A 20,651-nucleotide genomic window follows, 5' to 3' on the forward strand; every position below is an offset into this window, starting at 1 on the left:
GGATCAAGAACAAAACCTGGGGAGGAATGTCAAAATAAAATAAGAACTTTGTAATCTAAGAATTTGAGATGACTCCTATAGACCTTTTAAAATTTATGCTGCCTGATTTTTTAGTAGAACACTTTGAAATAGTTTCTAGCACTAACACAGAAGAAGTACTACACCTTTATTTCGAAGAGAGCGCCAAGCCTCCACAAGAGTTTAATATGTTTGAATTGGTCTCCAAAGGCTTTTTAGACGAAGTTACTATTCAGGATTTTCCCTTACGAGGTAAGTTTGTGTATTTACACATTAAAAGACGTCGTTGGACCAATAAAACCAATGGAGAAATTATAAAAAGAGATTGGGCATTAGTAGCCAAAGGAACTCGCATGACGCAGGAGTTTGCAGCTTTTTTAAAAGAAATTAATCGATAAAAGTGCTACCGATTGTCATACTATTGGAGGCTTCTTCGGAGTCAATGGAAAAAAACTTCAAAGACAATATAAAAAACATCTAAGCTCTTTTAGTACATGGACTCCGCGCGAACATGCGCACCAGTGGATTGTTTACCCCGAAAATATGGGTACTCATTTATCCATTGATGAAGTAGCTTTGTCTCAGGGTGAACTCTATACTATTGTGACCAACAAGAAATTCAAAGGCAAAAAAGGCTGCTTAGTGGCTATTGTTGCAGGAACCAAAGCTGATCAGGTCATAGAACACCTCTGTAAAATTGATTACAAAAAAAGATCTTGTGTAAAAGAAATAACACTTGATATGGCTAATTCCATGAAGTTAATATCAAAGAGAGCCTTTCCAAAAGCCATACAAGTAACCGATAGGTTCCATGTTCAAAAATTGGCATTGGAAGCATTACAAGAAATCAGAATCAAACATCGATGGGAAGCTATGGATTTTGAAAATCAATTAACATTACAGGCAAAAAAAGAAAATAAAACATATATCTCACAGCTTTTATCAAACGGAGATTCTGTAAAACAGCTATTAGCCAGAAGCAGGTATTTACTTTATAAATCTCGCGAAAAATGGACACAGAGCCAAAAAGAAAGAGCTCAAATGCTCTTTGATCTATATCCAGATATAAAAACAGCCTATAATCTAAATCAACAACTTCGAGGGATTTACAATAATCACAACGATAAACATATTGCTATGACCAAACTAGCGCATTGGTATAGAAATGTAGAGGAGTCAGGTTTTAAAAACTTCAATATTCTGCTCAATACCATAACTTTTAATTACCAGTCAATCTTAAACTATTTTGATAATAGAAGTACAAATGCTTCGGCTGAATCTTTTAATGCAAAAATAAAAGCATTTAGAAGCCAATTTAGAGGTGTAAGAAATATTGATTTCTTCTTGTTCAGATTATCTAATCTTTTTGCTTAATCCCCAACTTTTGAACATGATCCAATAAAAGTCCATTCGTCAAGTAGTTTTGGTACGAAGACAGAAGGATTCGAACCTTCGAACGTTCCGATTGGAAATCGGGATGCTCTATCCAACTGAGCTATACACTCATTTATTTCAAACAAAAAACCCGCTAAATTAGCGGGTTTTAGTGTGAAGGCAGAAGGATTCGAACCTTCGACCGCCTGCTTAGAAGGCAGGTGCTCTATCCAGCTGAGCTATGCCTCCATTTATTTTATGCTCTATCGTCGAGCTACGTCCTTGTATTTTAACAGAAAACCCGCTAATTTAGCGGGTTTTAGTGTGAAGGCAGAAGGATTCGAACCTTCGACCGCCTGCTTAGAAGGCAGGTGCTCTATCCAGCTGAGCTATGCCTCCATTTATTTTAAAACTAATGGAAAGTTTTAGTCGGGGTGGCAGGATTCGAACCTGCGGCCTCCTGCTCCCAAAGCAGGCGCGATAACCGAGCTACGCTACACCCCGAAGGCAAAATTTTAATCGCGGAGAGACAGGGACTCGAACCCTGGCACCGATCACTCGATGACAGTTTAGCAAACTGCTCCATTACCACTCTGGCACCTCTCCAACGCTCAAGAAACGTGTTCTGTTTTGCGGTTGCAAATCTAAGACATCATTCCGTATCTCACAAGTATTTCGGAGACTTTTTTCAATATTTTTTCATCTTTTTTCAAAAGCACTTCACTATCAAACAAATAGAATTATATAAATTTTACTAATAATTTAAAAACACAATCAAAACACACAAAATTTGAATTTGTTTAAATAAACATTAAATTTGCTTCATTAACTAAATCACACAGAAAATGAACAAAAGAGTTGTTATTGTTTCTGCCGTTAGAACCCCTATCGGAAGTTTCATGGGAGGATTATCTACAGTCTCAGCCCCAAAATTAGGTGCTGTCGCTATTAAAGGAGCTTTAGAGAGAATACAATTAGACCCAAATTTAGTTGATGAAGTATTCATGGGTAACGTAGTACAGGCAGGAGTTGGTCAGGCTCCAGCACGTCAGGCAGCTATATTTGCTGGATTATCTAATGAAGTAGCTTGTACGACTGTAAACAAAGTTTGTGCATCAGGAATGAAAGCAGTAATGTTAGGTGCTCAGGCAATTGCTTGTGGCGATGCCGAAATCGTAGTTGCTGGTGGAATGGAAAACATGAGTTTGATTCCACATTATGTACAAATGCGTAACGGAACTAAATTTGGTCCAACTACAATGGTTGACGGAATGCAAAAAGATGGTTTGACAGATGCTTACGATAACAACGCAATGGGAGTTTGCGCTGATTTATGTGCGTCTGAATATAACATCAGCCGTGAGGAACAAGATAATTTTGCTATTCAATCATACGAAAGAAGCGCAAAAGCTTGGGACGCAGGAAAATTTGATTCAGAAATCGTTCCTGTTGCCGTACCACAACGAAAAGGAGATCCGATAATCGTATCAAAAGACGAAGAATACACTAATGTTAAGTTAGACAAAATCCCTTCATTAAATGCAGTTTTTACCAAAGACGGAACTGTAACTGCTGCAAACGCTTCAACAATAAATGATGGTGCAGCTGCTGTAGTATTAATGTCAGAAGAAAAAGCAATTGCATTAGGTTTAAAACCGCTTGCTTACATAAAAGGCTATGCCGATGCTGCACAAGAACCAAAATGGTTTACAACAAGTCCGGCAAAAGCATTACCAAAAGCATTAGATAAAGCTGGGATTTCAATAAGCGATGTAGATTATTTCGAATTCAACGAAGCCTTTGCAGTTGTTGGATTAGCAAATTCAAAAATATTAGATCTAGATAACGATAAAGTAAACGTAAATGGTGGTGCCGTTTCATTAGGACATCCACTAGGTTGTTCAGGAGTTAGAATTATCGTAACTTTAATCAATGTTTTAGAACAAAACAATGCCAAAATTGGTGCTGCAGCTATTTGTAATGGTGGCGGTGGAGCTTCGGCAATTGTTATCGAAAGAGCATAAATAAATATCAATCAGGAGTTATTGCATAATAATAACTCCTGATTCTTAACTCATAAAACACCTTAAATGTTCGGAATTTGTAATCTAGCCATAGTGCCTGTTCGATTTGAACCAAGTGATAGAAGCGAAATCGTTACCCAAGTTTTATTTGGAGAACACTTTGAGATTCTGGAACAGCAAAATCAATGGTCTAAAATTAAAATCCAATTCGACGATTACGAAGGTTGGGTCGATTCCAAACAATACCAAATAATATCCGAGGCAAATTATAACTTACTATCTTCGGATGCACAAATACTAAATGCTGATTTAATCGACTATATCACATCACCAAATAATTTATTATTACCAATTCCGCTTGGTGCATCACTAACCTTTCTGAATAATAGCGAGATAAACACTTCAAATTTTGAATTTGAAGGCACAAAAACCAGCGGTATAAAACCTAAGAAAAGTTTAATAAACACCGCTTTTATGTACCAGAATGCACCATATCTTTGGGGAGGAAAAACTCCTTTTGGGATAGATTGCTCTGGTTTTACACAAATGGTTTACAAGTTAAACGGATATAAAATTAAACGCGATGCATCGCAACAAGCTTTAGAAGGAGCTCCTTTAAGTTTTATTGAAGAAAGCGAAGCAGGCGATTTAGCCTTTTTTGACAATGACGAAGGAAACATCACGCACGTAGGTATAATCATGGACAACAATTACATCATTCACGCCAGTGGAAAAGTACGAATTGACCGTTTAGACCATTTAGGAATTTACAATCCCGAAACAAACAGACACACTCATAAACTGCGTGTTATCAAAAAGATTATCTAATATTTCTTCCTTTACAAATCATAGCATTTCTTTTCTAATCGTAAACCGAAAATTCCATAATAACATGATTACCAAAGAAGAAATTTTAAGACAATTAGATTCCGAAGCAGAAAATTATGTCTTTCCAATGTTAGATAATGGATATTATTATCATGGAGATCAAAAACTTACTATTTTTAGAGATGACAAAAGATGGGCGATATTATTAGAAGTTTTAGCCTACAACAACCATCAAGATGACCTCGAAGGGATAACTACAATTGCAAACGTATTTGGAAATTGCTTAACTGGTTGTAATGACAACGATAATTTTAACCACTTTGCACATTATTCAAATATAGAAGCATTCATTTATGATGAAAACAATTATCCTTCAAAGCTAAATCCACTAGCTAAAACAATAAAAATTAGAGAAGTCGAAATCCCGATAACTTTTAGTAGAGAACATTATATTTCTAAAAATATCCATTTTGAATATAAAGATAAAATTGCTCCATGGGAACTTATGCGTGCTCTTATCCCTGAATATTCAGATTTATTTTGGCTGAACAGAATAGATATTTCAAATAAAATCCCCGTTGATTTACCAATTTTCATGACTCTCAATAATTGGCACCATCCTGATCTTGCAAATAATAAAAAACCAAGCGACACCGAAACTTTTACTCAATTGGCCGATGCAATTTTTACAGGAGACAAAACTTTGTATAATACAAAAGAGACAAACAACACACATTGGACAAACTGGCCTGAGGGTGGAGCTTTATAAACAAACCCAATAATAAAAAAACTTCAATCAAAACAATTAGAATGTCAAATGCACCAGAAATAATCGCAGAAATTGATAATTTTTTAGATAAGTATTCACTGAAGAAAAACACATTAACATCTCAGGATTTAATTAATTATATCGAAGAGAAATGGCATCAGGCTGACGATGAAAAATACAACATCCATCAGGGAAATATTTTTATCGGCAGGATGATTAATGAATATATAAGATTACAAGACTATAATAATATGCAAAGGTGGCTGGATATGATGAATCTTCATTCCCTATCTCAAAAACACCCAGATTATATAAACGATTATTATAATGGCGAATGTTGTTTAGAATGCGGAAACGAAGAAAAAGCATTAGAATACCTTCATTTATCCTATAAAGAAAACCCAGAATATCTATTTACCAGAGCACCATTTTGTTTTGAGTTTTTCAATAAACATCTTGAAAACCCTAAAGAACTTCCAGAAAAAGAACAAGATGATGAAATCTATTACAACACTATCAATCTAAAAGATTGGCAGTTATTTTTTAATGAAGACGAAGAAACACTAGATTACGCTATATTAGACGAGGATTCAGATGAAATTGAAGAACATACTACAGAACACAATAACGGAATAGAATATTTACAAAACAATCAGACTAGAATTCTAGAAAGCATCCTTTCTGAGCTTTTAAGTAAATACCCCGAATTACAAGAAATCTATGATTATCCAGAGGATGAGAAACAAGATTTTATGCCAGATATATCTCAAATAAAAGATTTCGCAGATTTATTATCCCCATCTACTTTTTATATAACATCCGTATTTAAAGATGATATTCCATACATTGGTTATATGTTTTCTTGCTCTTGGGATCAGGAACACGGATTGGGCGTAATGACACATAAAGACAAAATAATAGAAATAGGCGGTGCAGACACAGCATTCTCAACTTGGTCAGCAGAAGAAGATTTAAAGAAAAACTAAGAAATCTTTTTTAATCCTTATAAATCTATCTACCTCTTTGCGAAAGGGACGCAGATTAAACAGATTCGCTAAGGCGAAAACACGGATTAAAACTGATTTTCTCCCATACCGAAACTTCAGAATTATCATTGTTTTAAAAAATCCGTTTTAATCAGCGTCTTTACTTTTTGCAAATCCGTGTCATCTGCGTTCCTTTATAGACAATTTAATTAAGACGTATCACTTTTCTAAATTCCGAAGGACTATTCCCTCTTTGTTTTTTAAAGAATTTATTAAAGTGGCTTTCATCCGTAAAACCAAATTCATACGCAATTTCGTTAATGCGTTTATCACTAAACTGCAAGCGATGCTCTATGAGTTTCGTTTTATAATTACTTATATATTGCTGCATGGTTTCATTGGCATGTTTCTTAAAATAACGTCCTAAATAGGTATTCGAAATCCCAAAATACTCACTTAGCGATTCCGCTTTTATTCTTTCAGGATAGTAAATATTATTCTGAATATATTGCAAAATATCCATTGCTTTAGCCTCACACCCAATATTTACCTGCTCCGGCAAATATTTCGCAATATTTCTGGCAACAATAATAATTAAAGTGTTCACCAATTGCTGAATCAACTCCTTGTTATAAACATCTTTATCCTGATGTTCACGACAAATAGCTTCAATCATCACTTTTACCAAACATTTATCGGCATCATTTTTCAAAATACAACCAGGCTGATGATTGGCATTTTGCAATATATATTCCAAACGCTGAATATTCTCATTCTGTAAACTAGAATTTTTCAAATAAATATCATTGAATCTCAAAAAGAAAAACTTCGTTTTAGTCTCAATCGTAAAATTATGACAATCCTCAGGAGTTAGTAAAAACATATGTCCAGCATCGTATTCAAAAATATTTTTGTTGATACATTGCGAACCCGTTCCTTCTAAAATATAAACCAATTCAAAGAAATTATGACGGTCTCCAACATCAGGATATTCATCCAGAGTTTCAAAAGAAACCGTAAAAGGTTCGTATAAATTTTCTTTCTTCATAATACCGCTTAATTAATTGAGTTTGCAAATATACCTAAAAAACACAAATATATACAAGTTAACAGTCTCAAAAACAGTATAATTTTGCCAAACAAATTTTAAGCATCAAAATACAACATCATGGAATATAGAAAATTAGGCAATACAGAACTCGAATTATCAGCAATTACATACGGCGCATTTGCCATTGGCGGTACAATGTGGGGCGGAAACGAAAAGAAAGATTCAATAGCATCAATACACGCCTCAATCGATAATGGAGTAACAACATTAGACACCGCTCCATTCTACGGATTTGGATTAAGCGAAGAAATGATTGGCGAAGCCCTAAAAACACAAGACAGAACAAAAGTACAACTACTAACTAAATTTGGACTAGTTTGGGACGGAAGCAACAACGGAAAAGGAGAATTCTTTTTTGATGCCGAAGACAACGGAAAAAAAATTCCCGTATATAAATACGCTTCCAAAAATAACATTATAAAAGAAGTCGAAGAAAGCTTAAAACGCCTTCAGACCGATTATATCGATTTATTACAAATACACTGGCCAGACGCAACAACCCCCATTAGCGAAACCATGGAAGCCATGGAACTATTAATCCAACAAGGAAAAATAAGAGCTGCCGGAGTTAGTAATTATAGTACAGCTCAAATTAAAGAAGCACAGAAAACAATACAATTAGCATCAAATCAAGTATCATACAGCATGCTTAATCGCAGTATCGAAACCGATTTGATTCCGCTAACAGTTGCTGAAAACATTGGTATTATAGCTTACAGCCCAATGGAAAGAGGATTACTTACTGGAAAATATTTTACCGATAGTAAACTAAAAGACAACGACCATCGTAATGGATATTTTAACCAATTCGACCTCGTAAAAGTAAAAACACTAGTCGAAGAACTAAGCTCATTAGCCAATGCCAAAAATGCAACATTAGCACAATTAGTTTTACGTTGGACAACATTACAAAAAGGAATTACAATAGTTTTAGCAGGTGCTCGAAATGCCGAACAAGCAATTTCTAACGCAAAAGCAATGGATTTCGATTTATCAGCATCAGAACTTGATTTTATTAATCAGGCAATTTCAAAAACAAAATAAAAAAAATTTGGGTGTGACCCCGCACTCTCGAAACCTCGAAAGCGGGGTCGGGTCATCCGCTAAATCTTTTATTTTTTTAAAGAAAAAAAATAAAAGGATACCGCTGCTCCCCCTCACACAAAACCAATAATGCAATTAGAAGATTAAAAAATGAAAAAAATATTTATTATTAACGGCGGACAAAATTTTGCTCATTCAGGAGGAAGATTTAATCAAACCGTTACCGATTGGACAATCGAATACCTAAAAAGTAAAAACTACGAAATAAAAACAACCGATATAAAACAAGAATTCGATCTGGATCAAGAAGTTGAAAAATTCGTTTGGGCAGATGTCGTAATTTATCACACACCCGTTTGGTGGTTTCAGGTACCAAATGGTTTCAAAAAATACATCGACGACGTATTTACAGCAGGACACAATAAAGGAATTTACAAAAGTGACGGTAGAACCAGAACAAATCCAGACATTAATTACGGAACTGGCGGACTTTTACACGGACGTAAATATATGCTAACCACAAGTTGGAATGCTCCCGCAGCAGCATTTACACTTCCCGGAGAATTCTTCGAACAAACATCTGTAGATGATGGAGTAATGTTTGGTTTTCATAAAATGAATAAATTTGTAGGAATGCAAAAATTAGATGGATTCCATTTTCATGATGTCGAAAAAGGCGCTACTGCAGAAAATATTGGTATCTTTAGGCAGGAATATACTACACATTTAGAACAACTTTTTAAAACTATATAATCATGATTTCAATTACAGCCATTATTAAAAGTAAAAAAGAAAATACAGAACAAGTAAAAACCTTGGTTGAAAATCTGGTAAATCAAACCCGAAAAGAAGACGCTTGTGTGCGTTACGATTTACATAACGCCGAAAATGTTTTTATCATTTGGGAAGAATGGAAAGACCAATCAGATCTTGACATACACGACAATCAACCTTTCTTACTAGAGTTCATTACAAAAAGCGAAAATTTACTTTCAGCACCAATTCAAGTTTACAAAACAGTGCAAATACTATAATCAAGAAGATGAGAGCACTTTTTATAAATACTTACGAATCTGAATTTGTAAGTACAGATATTGAAAAACCAACTCCTAAAAAAGGAGAAGTATTGGTTAAAATACACGCAAGCGGCGTAAACCCAATCGATAACAAAATCAGAATCGGAGTTTCTCCCTATGCTTCACCAGTATTACCAGCTATTTTAGGTACAGACCTTGCGGGAGTAATCGAAGCAATTGGCGAAGGTGTAACCCAATTTAAAGTTGGCGATGAAGTTTACGGACTAGCAGGAGGCGTTTTAGGACTTCAAGGAACTCTAGCAGAATACACCGCTGTCGATGCTGATTTATTAGCCATAAAACCAAAAAATCTAAGCATGAAAGAAGCTGCCGGAATTCCGCTAGTCGTACTTACAGCTTGGGAAGGTTTAATCGACAGAGCAAAAGTAAAAAAAGGAGACAAAGTCCTTGTACATGCAGGAGCTGGAGGAGTTGGACACATTGTGGTACAACTTGCCAAAACTCTAGGTGCAGACGTTTATGCAACAGTTTCTAAACAAAAAGAAGACATTGTAAAATCGTACGGAGCAACTCCTATTGATTATAAAACCACTCAAGTCGAGGATTATGTAAACCAATACACAGACGGAAAAGGTTTTGATATTATATATGATACCGTTGGTGGTCAATCTCTTGACGATTCGTTTAAGGCCATTCGTCATTATGGTCAAATTAGCAGCTGTTATGCTTTTGGAACACATAGCCTTGCAACAAGTTCGCTACGTTCAGCAAGTCTTCATGGTGTTTTTGTATTACATCCAGCAATCAGTGGTGAAGGAAGAAAACACCACAGCGATATCCTGACAGAAGCTGCAAAATTATTCGAAGAAGGAAAATTAAAACCTCTTATTGATCCTCGAAAATTCACTTTAGATAATGCCATCGAATCCCATAAAGCAGTGAGCGATGGTTCTTCTACTGGACGAATTGTTGTAGATATCGTTTAATTTTTTGCTACTAATTTTACAAGTTTACACGAATATATTCTTACTCTCGATGCTTAAAAATTCATATAAACTTGTAAAATTCGCGGCAAACTTTTTTAGATTATTTAATTCCTCCAAAAGCACCAAAGCACATATTCTTGTGTAAGATTTCGACACTCCTAAAACCTACCTTTTTCATTAAATCCAACTGGTAATTCATCGATCGGGGCGAATCTTCTTTGGCAACATAATCTAATACGTTTTTACGATATTCTTTTCCTCCTAAACCTTCTAGGTAATCACCATATCTTTCCCAAGTATATTCATTTAGCAACTCCGTATCTTGGGTAATTAAATCCGAAATCATAAAACATCCACCAGGTTTTAATAGTTTAAATATCTTAGTAAATGTAGTTTCCCAATCCTGATCATCACGTAAATGATGCAAAACTGCTCCAGCCAAAATAATATCATAATGATTCTCCTGCAATTCGACTTCGCGAATATCGCCTTGCTTCACCTCTACCCATCCGTCAGTTTCATCAGATATCCTTTCATAAGCTTTATCCAACATCGGTTTACTCAAATCAACCAAAGTGCAATTTAAATCCGGAACTTTTGAAAGCATCATCAACGTATAATTTCCTGCACCACAACCAATATCCAAGATATTTTTTGCATTAGGAACAATTCTCTTAGAAGCTTCTGTTATAAGTTCCAACGAAATTTTCGCATCAATTGTAGATAATTGACCTGTATCTAAATTTGAAAATCGCTCGACATCATTATCAAAACGTTCCCTAATTTCTGCAGTAGTTGATTTTTCCATAGTTTTTGTTTTAGGTTTTCACGCAAATTTGACAGATTAAGCAGATAATCGTAGATATTAAAATCTTTTTAATCTGGAGTGGCTAAAAAAATAATCCGCTCAATCTACCAAATCTGCGTGAAACATTTTTTTTCAAAAGTCTTCTTTTGATATATACTTCAAAAATACTTGTTTCATAATTCATCAATGCACACCAAATTTATAAAACTACGTCATCTAAAATATTTTTTGGCTCAAGCCAAAGAATTAAATCCTATTATAATTCCCCAGAACATCACTTTATTTGGTATAAATATCAAGAAATTATAAAGTCAAAATACGAAACACAAGCAAGATTATTTACCCAAATAAAATTACTGAAGCTATAAAACATTATGCATATCGCTAACTTTTAAATACCTTAGCAGAAAATAATATTACCCCATAAAAAATAAACAAAATGGCTGAGCAATCTTCAATTCAGTGTCCAAATTGCGGAACAACAATCGATGTAAACGATATCCTAAAACATCAATTGGAAGATAGCATCCGTAAAGAATTTCAGCAAAAAGCTACAGCACAGTCAAAAGAACTGGAGCTTAAAAACGAGCAATTCGAAAAAGCTAAAGCAGAATTTGAAGCCAAGAAAAAGCAAGAAAACGAACTTTTTACAGAACGCTTAGACCGAGAAAAAAAGATTGCTGAAAAAGAAATCACCGAAAAACTAAAAACAAAGCTAAACGAAGAAAACAAAGACCGTTTGCTTTCGATGGAAAAAGAACTTTCGGAAAAATCAGAAAAATTACGCGAACTAAATAAAATGGAAGGCGAGATTGCTAAACTTCAGCGTGAAAAACTGGAAATAAAAGAAGCAATCGAAGCTGAATCTCAAAAACAACTCAACGCAACTTTAGTTTTGGAACGCGATAAAATTCGCAAGCAAGAAGAAGAAAAAAACGAGTTAAAAATAAAAGAATACCAAAAACAATCCGACGACCAAAAGAAGCTTATCGAAGAAATGAAACGCAAGCAGGAACAAGGTTCTATGCAATTGCAAGGAGAAGTAATGGAATTAGCAATTGAAGAATGGCTAGCTTCTAATTTTCCTTTAGACAGTATCGACGAAGTTAAAAAAGGAGCCAATGGAGCCGATTGTTTGCAAATAGTAAATACACGCGAATTACAAAATTGTGGTTCTATATATTACGAAAGTAAGCGTACAAAAGCCTTTCAACCCGCTTGGATTGAAAAATTTAAAAACGACATTCGAGATAAAAAAGCCAATATTGGAGTTCTTGTTACCGAAGTAATGCCAACCGGAATGGACCGTATGGGAATGCGCGACGGAATCTGGATTTGTACTTATGATGAATTTAAAGGATTAAGCGCTGTTTTGCGTCAATCCCTAATACAAGTGAGTCAAGCAGTACAAGCACAGGAAAACAAAGGCGATAAAATGGCTATGTTATACGATTTCTTAACCAGCAACGAATTCCGTTTACAAATAGAAGGTATTGTAGAAGGATTTACACAAATGCAAAGCGATTTAGATTCTGAAAAAAGAGCCATGCAACGTATCTGGAAACAACGCGAGAAACAAATAGAAAAAGTAGTTAATAATACCCTGGGAATGTACGGTTCTATACGTGGTATCGCCGGAAACGCAGTCCAAACTGTAAGAGCATTAGAATTGGACTTTGTAGATGATCAAACGGAAGAATTAGAGTAAACTCTAAGGTTCAAAGATGCAAAGGTACTAAGGTTCTAAGCTACTGAGATAAAAGAGCTTCAGAGTCGTAAAGAAACAAAGGCTCTGGGGAATTACTTCAAGTCGACCTGACGTAGAAAAGACCGCACTAGTAACTCAATATCGTTTGGTTAACTGTTTGCGAAACTCTTTATTCACGTGACAAGACTATGAAAAATCCCATTGAGTATTTACTCTATTTTATATATAAATGAATTCATAACATAGTTAAAAAAGACAAGCCACATAATTATGTAGCTTGTCTTTTTTAATCTCAGTACCTTAGTGCCTCTGAACCTTTGAACCTTCCTTAATCAATTTTTCTGAAAACTAAAAGCAACCCAGACGGATTAGACAATGATAATCTATTATTGGCTACAGTATAAGTTGTAGTACTTTGAAGCGCTTGCAAAAACTCATCTTCTTTATTATTACCACTACACGCCATTAACGTTGAAGCTACATTTGTAAAACGCAATAAATCTTTCTCATAAAAGATACTTCCGTTAACCTGATTGCATCCTGCAAAGCCTAAAAATCTATTCTCTGCACTATAAATTTCAATTCTAGGTAGTTCACTTTGAAAATCAGCTACAGCAACTTTTTTTCCATTTAATTGTTCCAAAACCCAGATGTCATGTAAGCGATAATCAGTAATATATCTTCCGCAACCTTCGATATTTTTTACGCTACCATCGCTATTATTTGTGATTTCGATTTTAACATTATAAGGCGATTTATCTCCCGACATTGTATCAGTACAATCCATTTGCTGAATCGTAATACTCATACTACCTGTTTTAGTATTAAAACGATACAACTTAACATTTGCATCCATCGCTTTAATAGGCTCTATATAAGGAGAACTAACTTCCTCTAATCCTTCAATCAACGAGGTAAACGCAATTTTTTCTTTACCTATTTTTAAGCCCCAAAAAGGTTCGTTTCCAGTAGCCTTAAAAAACGTAGAACCATCATATTCGTCTGCATTATTTGTATTCATAGATGCGGGGTTTTCTTCCTTTGGTTGTGTTAAAGGTTTTGGCTTTACTGTCGTTTTACAACTGAATGACAAAATTGCGACCGAGACTAATAGTAAAAGTTTTTTCATATGTGTAATTTTAAATTAACATCCTAAATTTAAAGATGTTAACTTCTTTAATAAATAAAATAGATTTTTAGCTAATTTACAATAAAAAAATAAGTGCAACAATCAGCTGTGATAAAGCGCAAACTCATTTGTACTACCGCTAGTACGATTCCTATTGACTTTTAGATTATTTATATATCTTAAATTATGTATCTTTGGTTGTATATATCTCCTTATAAATGACAACACCTTTTCAAAAAGCAAGCGAATGGATTGATGCCGAAAATGCTCAGGATCCAAATCATGAAACCGATAATAACATGACATATCCTAAAGAGTTACTTTACTCTAACAGGATGTATACAAAATTGATGGAGTTTCATCCAGAAGCTTCAGAAGAGGTACAAATTGCTTCTAAAGCGCAACATATTTGCAGATGGAAAGTTGCCCGCGAATCTTATCCAATGGATCGTGTGGGATATTTAAAATGGAGAGAAGATTTAAAAAAGTTTCACGCTAAAACAACTGCTGTAATTTTAGAAAAAGCAGGTTATAATTCAGAATTTATAGCTCGTGTTTCTTTTTTAATCGAAAAAAAATTACTTAAAAAAGATGCTGAAACCCAATTGTTAGAAGATGTAATTTGTCTCGTATTTTTAGAATATTATCTTGATCCGTTTGTGCATAAACACGATGAAGAAAAGCTAAAAAACATTATAAAAAAAACTTGGGATAAAATGTCTGATAAAGGACATCAGGAAGCCTTAAAAATAAACTACAGCAAAGAAAATCTTGAATTAATTAAAGCTTCTTTAGGCTTATAATTTATCATTTTCCTACCGTACAATTTTACTTTTAAATTAATATCATCTCAAAAAATTAAGAATTACGTATATTAGCATAATAATCTAGCAGAATATACGTAAATCCTAATTTGTAAATTAAGTAAAATGGCAGATATCATTCGCGTTGTTCTGGCAGATGACCATGTATTTGTAAGGGATGGCATTAAATCATTATTAAAAAACGAATCTAATATTGAGGTTGTTGGGGAAGCAGCAGATGGCTTAGAAGCCCTGGAAATTGTTATAGACAAACAACCCGATTTACTTATAGTAGATATTAGAATGCCACACTTAAATGGCATCGAAGTAGTAGAAAAACTTAGAGATCAGAATCAATCTGTTAAAATAATCATATTAACAATGCATGAATCTGAAGAATATGTTTTAAAATCTATTAAGGCAGGTGCAGATGGTTATTTATTAAAAGGCTCCAGTAAAGAAGAATTTTTAAAAGCGTTACATACTGTCGCTATGGGCGGTAAATACTTTAGCGGTGATGTATCGGCAATATTAATCAAACAGTTACTTGATAACAATTTCAATGTTGATTTAAGACAATCTTCGGGTGAAGAAACAATGATTACCAGAAGAGAGAGAGAAATTCTTAAACTATTATTAACTGGAAAAGGAAACAAAGAAATTGCAGAAACGCTGAATATTAGCAAAAGAACTGCTGAAGTTCATCGGTTTAATTTAATGAAAAAACTCAAAGTAAAAAACCTAATGGAGCTATCTAATAAGGCTTCAGAATATTCTTTGATCTAGATTAAAACATCTCAATTCCTACAACTTCAGGAAACAAGTATTTATACTTACTATTAAAATGCATTAATTGCTTTTTATCTAAATACGGTATAAGTATCTATCAAGATTAAATTCCTTTATTACATCATAATTATTGTTTTTTCTACAATAATTAACTTCGCTCCTATTATATCCTACCCTACTTAAAACAAATACAACTGTTTGAAAATCTTACAGTTACAAATAAATATTATATCTTTATTAATAACTTTTGCCCTAGTTCTTCGATTTATTGTTTTCGCAACCTACTTAATAAAAATGCATCTAACTATAATAAAATACTAAGTTAAGAAGCATCTTGCAAAATAATAAATAACAATAATTTACCATAAATTTAGATTGTATGACTTTTATCACATAAAAAGACCTTTTTATCCTTTAATTTTACACTGTATATAAATAACTTAGTTATGAAGAAATTTAAAATTATCGCTTTATTAATATTAGGAAGCATAAGCGTTGATATGCAAGCACAGGAGTTTGACGCAAATTTACAGCTTAGACCTCGCTATGAGTATAGAAACGGATATAAAACTCTTATCCCATATGGTCAGGAAGCAACATCTTTTGTTTCTCAACGTACAAGATTAAATTTAAACTTTGCGCAAGACCAGCTAAAAGTTAAATTAACACTACAGAATGTTAGAACATGGGGAGATGTGGGAACAACTACAACGAAAGATGTAAATGGTGTAGCCCTTTTTGAAGCATGGGCACAATATGATATAAGTGAAAAATGGAGCGCAAGAGCGGGACGTCAAGTACTTTCATACGATAACCAACGTATTATGGGAGAAATCGACTGGTTACAACAAGGACAAAGTCACGATGCCTTAATGGTTTCGTTTCATCCTAAAAACCATCAGCTTGATATGGGATTAGCCTATAACTCTGACGCCGAAAACAACTTTCAAACTCCATACACAGTAGGTAACTATAAAACAATGCAATATGCATGGTATCATACTAATGTAGACAAATTAGGAGTTAGTCTATTAGTTTTGAATACTGGTTATGAGTATATGAATAATGATGTCGACAAAAAACTACTAATTGATTACAAACAAACTTTTGGAACTTATCTGACTTACAAAACAAAAAAAATTGATGGTAATTTAAGTCTCTACGGTCAAACCGGAAAAAGTGCAGACAAACAAGTAAGCTCCTGGGATGGAGCTGTAAACTTTGCATACAGTATAACAGATTCATTTAAGGCTGGTATTGGTTACGAATATCTATCAGGAAAAGATACAAATGACGGAAGTACAGTTATCAAATCATTTAATCCTATTTTTGGTACCAATCATGCTTTCAACGGGTATATGGATTATTTTTATGTTGGAGGAGGTCATCAAAACAGCGTTGGTTTACAAGATGCTTCTTTAAAATTCAATTACAATGTAAAAAAATGGCAATTTGCATTAATGCCACACGTATTCTTATCTGCTGCTGATGTAGTTGTGGATAACAAAAAAATGAACTCCTACTTAGGAACTGAGGTCGACTTTACAGCTGGATTCAATTTCAAAAAAGATATCACACTTACAGGAGGTTATTCTCAGATGTTTGGTACTAAAACTTTAGAAGTTTTAAAAGCTCCTGGATATGCGGGACATACCAATAACTGGGCTTGGTTAATGATCTCCGTAAATCCAAGAATTTTTACTTACAAAAAATAGAATTCTTTTGTAAAAGCATTCATTTTAAACTCAGCTTTATAATTTCCCTTTTGCACAAAGCAAAGGGGATTTTTTTTGCAGATAATGTGTAAAATAATCCAAAAGCGTATGATTGAGGAAAAACTTAACATTGCCGTACATTTATATTGATTATATTTACTTAACTGAAAGTTAACAATTTAGACACATCCTTAACCTTTCATCATTACTAACTTCAAAAGTTTTCAATTATAAAGCCAATATCATATGGAAAAAAAAGCGACAGAAGGTATTACTCAAAATACTGATTTACCCAAAACAGATGACGTTCAACCAATTGTAGAAGACAAAAAACCAGTAGCAACACCAGTAGCAAAAACACCAGCCAGAAAAGCTCCTGTTAGAAAAACAACCACAGCTAAACCTGTTGTTAAAACACAAACTAATGCAACTACAACACCAGTAAAAGTTGCACCAAAACCACCTGTAAAAAAAGCAACACCAGCAAAACCTGTTGTTAAAGCACAAACTACAGATACAACTCCTGCACCAGTAAAAACACCTCAAACTATTCCCGCTAAAAAAATAGCTACTCCAGTTGTAAAAACTGTAGAAAAAACAATAGTAGAGAAACCTGTTGTAGCACCAAAAGAGAAAAAAGGCACAGCACCAAGTACAGGTAATTTAGTTGATGCAATAGGAGAAATTATTAAAGAAAAATCAAAAGATAAAAAGAAGAAAAAGATGAAAGACAAGGATAAGGACAAAGAGAAAGAAAAAAAGAAATTAGCTAAGAAAAAAGAAAAAGCTAAGAAGGATAAAAAGAAAGAAAAAGCTAAAAAAGCAAAACTTAAAGCAAAAGCCAAAAAGAAAGAAAAAACTAAGAAAGCTAAAGAAAAAGCTAAGGCGAAAAAAATAGCTAAAAAGAAGGCAAAAAAATCGAAATCGAAATCGAAAAAGAAGAAATAATTAAAATAGGGTTTAACTTTAAAAAGTTGAGCCCTATTTTTGTTTGGAGATGCTAAGACTTTGCTTATTCTGCATGTAGATCAATCTGTTAACCTTCTAACCTTTGTCAAAGTTTTGAACTTTGACAAAGGTGTTTTGCGTAAATTAGTCTAATCACTTTGTAAAAATTCCAAGCACAAATAACATATTATAAACATTGCCAACGGTTTCAACCGTTGGAGCATAATGCATTATCACAATCCGTATCACACGGTTGAAACCGTGAGCTATGACAATATGATAGAATTTAAAAAATGAAAGGAATTATAACCCTGACTTAAACTCAAAACTTTAGTAACTCAGAACCTTTGTCCTTTTGAGCCTCAAAAACCTCTGAACCTCTGCTCCTTTTTCTCTCCAATCTTGTCACCCTGAGGAACGAAGGGTCTCCACAAGAAACTAACACAAACTTATCCTAAATTGTCGAGCCACTCGCGGAGATTCTTCCTACGTCAGAAAGACAAATTTGGGCTTGCATTATAAATAAACCAATATTGCGTAGACGTACTGCGATGCGTCTCTACAAAAAACCTTTGCATCTTTGCATCTTTGAACCTCTGAACCTTTGTCCCTCAAAAACCTTTGAACCTCTGAGCCTCAAAACCTCTGAACCTCAAAAAAAAACTACCCCCCAATAGCAATCATACTACGATTGTCCTGGTTTAAACTTGGGTTGTTCAATTCCTTTATTGTAGTCATTCCTGCTCTTACTTTTTTCTTAGTATCAATGGCCGCAGAAATCAAATCGGTAATCGTTTCTCCATTCCTAAAAGGAGTTAATAAATCCGTTTCGGCATTAGAGAACAAACAGTTTTTTATTTTACCATTTGCCGTAAGGCGGATTCTATTGCAACTATCACAAAACGGATTTGTAACCGAACTGATAATTCCGAAACTTCCTTGATAATCTTTTATTTTGAAAGTTCTGGCTGTGAAGTTTTTTTCATCCTCTAACTTTTCAATTTCAGATGGATTATAATGATTGGAAAGAGTCTCTAAAATTTGTTTTTGGGAAACCATTTTGCTTTTATCCCATGCATTTCCTGCAAAAGGCATAAACTCTATAAACCGAATTGATAAAGGTAAAAACTTCGTTAATTTGATAAAATCGATAACCTCATCATCATTAAATCCTTTTATCAGAACGACATTTACTTTTACATTAAAATCATTGTTTAAAAGTAAATGTAAGTTGTCAATTACTTTCTCAAACTGATTACGAAGCGTTATAGAATTAAATTTTGAAGCAATTAAAGTATCCAGACTCAAATTAATGTCCCGAACATTAAATTGCTTTAAAACGTCTAAATGTCGGTCTATCAAAATACCGTTGGTAGTAAGAGATAGTTTAATATTAAAAGTGGCTAATTTTGAAATAATTTCAGGAAAATCCTTTCTTAAAAGTGGTTCCCCTCCTGTTAATCGGATTTTGTCAACACCGTTTTGTACAAATGTTTGTGCGATAGCAAATACCTCATCGGCAGTCATTAACTCATTTTTCGGAGTTAATATAATTCCATCGGCAGGCATGCAATAGGTACAACGCAAATTGCATTTCTCAATAAGAGAAATACGCAAATAGTTGTGCTTACGCCCAAAATCATCGGTTAAAACTGTGTTATTTGGCATCATGATTATTGCCTTTTAAAATATGAAATACATGTAAAACATGCGGAAAAATAGCGTCCATAGATTCTCTGGCTCCATTAGTTGATCCTGGCAAAGCCAAAACCAAAGTCTTCCCTAAAGTTCCTGCGACTGTGCGTGATAACATGGCATACGGCATACGTTGTTGCCCATAGTTACGAACTGCTTCTTCAATTCCTGGAATACGACTTTCTAATAATGGCGCTAGTGCTTCGGGAGTTACATCACGTGGTGACAAGCCTGTTCCTCCTGTAAAAATCACTAACTGATTCTCTTTTGCGTAAGCTTTAGTTCTTTCCTGAATAATATCAACTTCATCAGGAATAATCTCGTAATGTGCCGTTTCTACGCCACATGCTTCAAGTTTTTCTACAATGATTTTACCTGAACGGTCTTCTTTATCGCCTGCAAAAATAGAATCAGAACATACAAAAACTGCCGCTTTTATAGTTGCTGGAAAACGGTTCTTAAATGACGATTTTCCTCCTTCTTTATTAATTAATTTTATTGTCGAAATCTCAATCTCTTTATCAATCGGTTTAAGCATATCATACATTGTAAGCGCCACAATCGACGCTCCGTGCATTGCTTCGACCTCTACTCCTGTTTTGTAAACTGTTTTAACTCTAAATATAATTTCGATAGTTAAACCTTCAATTTTATATTCTACAGCCGTAAACTCGATTGGAATAGGATGACAATCCGGAATGGATAAATGGGTGTTTTTTACAGCAAATAATCCTGCTGTTTTTGCCATTTCCATAACATTCCCTTTTGGTACTAAATTATTAACAACTGCATCTATAGTCGCTTGTTGACTCACTTTTACAATTGCTGTTGCTGTTGCTGAACGTAATGTATTTATTTTATGGGTAATATCAACCATTT

At 34.1% G+C, this 20,651-nt stretch carries 20 protein-coding genes and 5 tRNA genes; 15 read left to right on the forward strand and 10 right to left on the reverse strand.

Annotated features, from left to right (window positions below; all coding sequences use genetic code 11):
• Positions 1-68 precede the first annotated feature (68 nt).
• A complete protein-coding gene (locus tag B8T70_RS12560; RefSeq protein ID WP_086895072.1) occupies positions 69-416 on the forward strand; it encodes a transposase in 348 nt (115 codons plus the stop codon).
• A 145-nt stretch (positions 417-561) separates the two neighbouring features.
• The gene (locus tag B8T70_RS12565) at positions 562-1,392 is read left to right on the forward strand and encodes a transposase (RefSeq protein ID WP_242667471.1); all 831 of its coding nucleotides are present in this window, start codon (positions 562-564) and stop codon (positions 1,390-1,392) included.
• Positions 1,393-1,447: 55 nt separating this feature from the next.
• Here B8T70_RS12565 and B8T70_RS12570 read toward each other — a convergent pair.
• The 5 genes from B8T70_RS12570 to B8T70_RS12590 all read right to left on the reverse strand — a co-directional run bounded on the left by B8T70_RS12570 (position 1,448) and on the right by B8T70_RS12590 (position 1,998).
• Positions 1,448-1,523 (reverse strand) — tRNA-Gly (locus tag B8T70_RS12570).
• Between the two features lie 44 nt (positions 1,524-1,567).
• Positions 1,568-1,641: transfer RNA gene (locus tag B8T70_RS12575), tRNA-Arg, on the reverse strand.
• A 76-nt stretch (positions 1,642-1,717) separates the two neighbouring features.
• A tRNA-Arg gene (locus B8T70_RS12580) sits at positions 1,718-1,791 on the reverse strand.
• Between the two features lie 30 nt (positions 1,792-1,821).
• A tRNA-Pro gene (locus B8T70_RS12585) sits at positions 1,822-1,896 on the reverse strand.
• Between the two features lie 18 nt (positions 1,897-1,914).
• Positions 1,915-1,998 (reverse strand) — tRNA-Ser (locus B8T70_RS12590).
• A 239-nt stretch (positions 1,999-2,237) separates the two neighbouring features.
• On the opposite strand from B8T70_RS12590, the gene B8T70_RS12595 reads away from it, so the two are divergent.
• The 4 genes from B8T70_RS12595 (at position 2,238) to B8T70_RS24110 (ending at position 5,999) form a co-directional block, all read left to right on the forward strand.
• A complete protein-coding gene (locus B8T70_RS12595) occupies positions 2,238-3,416 on the forward strand; it encodes an acetyl-CoA C-acyltransferase (protein WP_086895074.1) in 1,179 nt (392 codons plus the stop codon).
• A gap of 66 nt (positions 3,417-3,482) precedes the next feature.
• Positions 3,483-4,244 (forward strand): C40 family peptidase, encoded by a 762-nt coding sequence (locus B8T70_RS12600; RefSeq protein ID WP_086895075.1) that lies wholly within the window; start codon positions 3,483-3,485, stop codon positions 4,242-4,244.
• A gap of 64 nt (positions 4,245-4,308) precedes the next feature.
• Positions 4,309-5,013, forward strand: a complete 705-nt coding sequence (locus tag B8T70_RS12605) for a hypothetical protein (RefSeq protein WP_086895076.1) — start codon at positions 4,309-4,311, stop codon at positions 5,011-5,013.
• A gap of 41 nt (positions 5,014-5,054) precedes the next feature.
• Positions 5,055-5,999, forward strand: a complete 945-nt coding sequence (locus B8T70_RS24110) for a hypothetical protein (protein WP_207621532.1) — start codon at positions 5,055-5,057, stop codon at positions 5,997-5,999.
• Positions 6,000-6,204: 205 nt separating this feature from the next.
• Here B8T70_RS24110 and B8T70_RS12615 read toward each other — a convergent pair whose 3' ends face one another.
• On the reverse strand, positions 6,205-7,047 hold the full coding sequence (locus B8T70_RS12615; protein ID WP_039112821.1) for an AraC family transcriptional regulator: 843 nt from the start codon (positions 7,045-7,047) through the stop codon (positions 6,205-6,207).
• A gap of 120 nt (positions 7,048-7,167) precedes the next feature.
• Between B8T70_RS12615 and B8T70_RS12620 the strand changes: the two genes are divergently transcribed.
• From B8T70_RS12620 to B8T70_RS12635, 4 genes are all read left to right on the forward strand, one after another.
• Positions 7,168-8,154, forward strand: coding sequence for an aldo/keto reductase (locus tag B8T70_RS12620; protein WP_086895077.1), 987 nt, complete (start codon positions 7,168-7,170; stop codon positions 8,152-8,154).
• 150 nt (positions 8,155-8,304) lie between these two features.
• Positions 8,305-8,907 carry an NAD(P)H-dependent oxidoreductase gene (locus B8T70_RS12625; RefSeq protein WP_086895078.1) on the forward strand — a complete coding sequence of 201 codons (603 nt, stop codon included), beginning with the start codon at positions 8,305-8,307 and terminating at the stop codon, positions 8,905-8,907.
• A 2-nt stretch (positions 8,908-8,909) separates the two neighbouring features.
• Positions 8,910-9,188, forward strand: a complete 279-nt coding sequence (locus B8T70_RS12630) for a putative quinol monooxygenase (RefSeq protein WP_086895079.1) — start codon at positions 8,910-8,912, stop codon at positions 9,186-9,188.
• Between the two features lie 8 nt (positions 9,189-9,196).
• Positions 9,197-10,177, forward strand: coding sequence for a zinc-dependent alcohol dehydrogenase family protein (locus tag B8T70_RS12635; protein WP_086895080.1), 981 nt, complete (start codon positions 9,197-9,199; stop codon positions 10,175-10,177).
• 100 nt (positions 10,178-10,277) lie between these two features.
• Here B8T70_RS12635 and B8T70_RS12640 read toward each other — a convergent pair whose 3' ends face one another.
• Positions 10,278-10,985: a trans-aconitate 2-methyltransferase gene (locus B8T70_RS12640; protein WP_086895081.1), complete on the reverse strand. Its 708-nt coding sequence runs from the start codon at positions 10,983-10,985 to the stop codon at positions 10,278-10,280.
• Positions 10,986-11,424: 439 nt separating this feature from the next.
• Between B8T70_RS12640 and B8T70_RS12645 the strand changes: the two genes are divergently transcribed.
• Complete coding sequence (locus B8T70_RS12645) at positions 11,425-12,693, forward strand: DUF2130 domain-containing protein (RefSeq protein ID WP_039112828.1); 1,269 nt, start codon at positions 11,425-11,427, stop codon at positions 12,691-12,693.
• A 328-nt stretch (positions 12,694-13,021) separates the two neighbouring features.
• Here the strand turns inward: B8T70_RS12645 and B8T70_RS12650 are convergent, their stop codons facing one another.
• A complete protein-coding gene (locus B8T70_RS12650; protein ID WP_086895082.1) occupies positions 13,022-13,822 on the reverse strand; it encodes an META domain-containing protein in 801 nt (266 codons plus the stop codon).
• A 218-nt stretch (positions 13,823-14,040) separates the two neighbouring features.
• Here B8T70_RS12650 and B8T70_RS12655 point away from each other — a divergent pair, with 218 nt between their 5' ends.
• From B8T70_RS12655 to B8T70_RS12670, 4 genes are all read left to right on the forward strand, one after another.
• The gene (locus B8T70_RS12655; protein WP_086895083.1) at positions 14,041-14,625 is read left to right on the forward strand and encodes a DUF4202 domain-containing protein; all 585 of its coding nucleotides are present in this window, start codon (positions 14,041-14,043) and stop codon (positions 14,623-14,625) included.
• A gap of 126 nt (positions 14,626-14,751) precedes the next feature.
• On the forward strand, positions 14,752-15,411 hold the full coding sequence (locus B8T70_RS12660) for a response regulator transcription factor (protein WP_086895084.1): 660 nt from the start codon (positions 14,752-14,754) through the stop codon (positions 15,409-15,411).
• A gap of 449 nt (positions 15,412-15,860) precedes the next feature.
• A complete protein-coding gene (locus B8T70_RS12665; protein ID WP_086895085.1) occupies positions 15,861-17,129 on the forward strand; it encodes an alginate export family protein in 1,269 nt (422 codons plus the stop codon).
• Positions 17,130-17,375: 246 nt separating this feature from the next.
• Positions 17,376-18,077, forward strand: coding sequence for a hypothetical protein (locus tag B8T70_RS12670; RefSeq protein WP_207621533.1), 702 nt, complete (start codon positions 17,376-17,378; stop codon positions 18,075-18,077).
• 663 nt (positions 18,078-18,740) lie between these two features.
• Here the strand turns inward: B8T70_RS12670 and moaA are convergent.
• Positions 18,741-19,748, reverse strand: a complete 1,008-nt coding sequence (moaA, locus tag B8T70_RS12675; protein WP_086895086.1) for a GTP 3',8-cyclase MoaA — start codon at positions 19,746-19,748, stop codon at positions 18,741-18,743.
• Positions 19,735-20,649 carry a bifunctional molybdenum cofactor biosynthesis protein MoaC/MoaB gene (gene moaCB / locus B8T70_RS12680; protein ID WP_086895087.1) on the reverse strand — a complete coding sequence of 305 codons (915 nt, stop codon included), beginning with the start codon at positions 20,647-20,649 and terminating at the stop codon, positions 19,735-19,737. Before moaCB ends, moaA begins: the two co-directional genes overlap by 14 nt.
• Positions 20,650-20,651 lie beyond the last annotated feature (2 nt).

The sequence above is a fragment of the Flavobacterium sp. AJR genome (assembly GCF_002156885.1).
Lineage (GTDB): Bacteria > Bacteroidota > Bacteroidia > Flavobacteriales > Flavobacteriaceae > Flavobacterium.

Bases quoted from the DNA above. Each gene is read 5' to 3' on its own strand.
- B8T70_RS12560 (WP_086895072.1), top strand. From the start codon at position 69: ATGACTCCTATAGACCTTTTAAAATTTATGCTGCCTGATTTTTTAGTA.
- B8T70_RS12565 (WP_242667471.1), top strand. From the start codon at position 562: ATGGGTACTCATTTATCCATTGATGAAGTAGCTTTGTCTCAGGGTGAA.
- B8T70_RS12595 (WP_086895074.1), top strand. From the start codon at position 2,238: ATGAACAAAAGAGTTGTTATTGTTTCTGCCGTTAGAACCCCTATCGGA.
- B8T70_RS12600 (WP_086895075.1), top strand. From the start codon at position 3,483: ATGTTCGGAATTTGTAATCTAGCCATAGTGCCTGTTCGATTTGAACCA.
- B8T70_RS12605 (WP_086895076.1), top strand. From the start codon at position 4,309: ATGATTACCAAAGAAGAAATTTTAAGACAATTAGATTCCGAAGCAGAA.
- B8T70_RS24110 (WP_207621532.1), top strand. From the start codon at position 5,055: ATGTCAAATGCACCAGAAATAATCGCAGAAATTGATAATTTTTTAGAT.
- B8T70_RS12615 (WP_039112821.1), bottom strand. From the start codon at position 7,047: ATGAAGAAAGAAAATTTATACGAACCTTTTACGGTTTCTTTTGAAACT.
- B8T70_RS12620 (WP_086895077.1), top strand. From the start codon at position 7,168: ATGGAATATAGAAAATTAGGCAATACAGAACTCGAATTATCAGCAATT.
- B8T70_RS12625 (WP_086895078.1), top strand. From the start codon at position 8,305: ATGAAAAAAATATTTATTATTAACGGCGGACAAAATTTTGCTCATTCA.
- B8T70_RS12630 (WP_086895079.1), top strand. From the start codon at position 8,910: ATGATTTCAATTACAGCCATTATTAAAAGTAAAAAAGAAAATACAGAA.
- B8T70_RS12635 (WP_086895080.1), top strand. From the start codon at position 9,197: ATGAGAGCACTTTTTATAAATACTTACGAATCTGAATTTGTAAGTACA.
- B8T70_RS12640 (WP_086895081.1), bottom strand. From the start codon at position 10,985: ATGGAAAAATCAACTACTGCAGAAATTAGGGAACGTTTTGATAATGAT.
- B8T70_RS12645 (WP_039112828.1), top strand. From the start codon at position 11,425: ATGGCTGAGCAATCTTCAATTCAGTGTCCAAATTGCGGAACAACAATC.
- B8T70_RS12650 (WP_086895082.1), bottom strand. From the start codon at position 13,822: ATGAAAAAACTTTTACTATTAGTCTCGGTCGCAATTTTGTCATTCAGT.
- B8T70_RS12655 (WP_086895083.1), top strand. From the start codon at position 14,041: ATGACAACACCTTTTCAAAAAGCAAGCGAATGGATTGATGCCGAAAAT.
- B8T70_RS12660 (WP_086895084.1), top strand. From the start codon at position 14,752: ATGGCAGATATCATTCGCGTTGTTCTGGCAGATGACCATGTATTTGTA.
- B8T70_RS12665 (WP_086895085.1), top strand. From the start codon at position 15,861: ATGAAGAAATTTAAAATTATCGCTTTATTAATATTAGGAAGCATAAGC.
- B8T70_RS12670 (WP_207621533.1), top strand. From the start codon at position 17,376: ATGGAAAAAAAAGCGACAGAAGGTATTACTCAAAATACTGATTTACCC.
- moaA (WP_086895086.1), bottom strand. From the start codon at position 19,748: ATGATGCCAAATAACACAGTTTTAACCGATGATTTTGGGCGTAAGCAC.
- moaCB (WP_086895087.1), bottom strand. From the start codon at position 20,649: ATGGTTGATATTACCCATAAAATAAATACATTACGTTCAGCAACAGCA.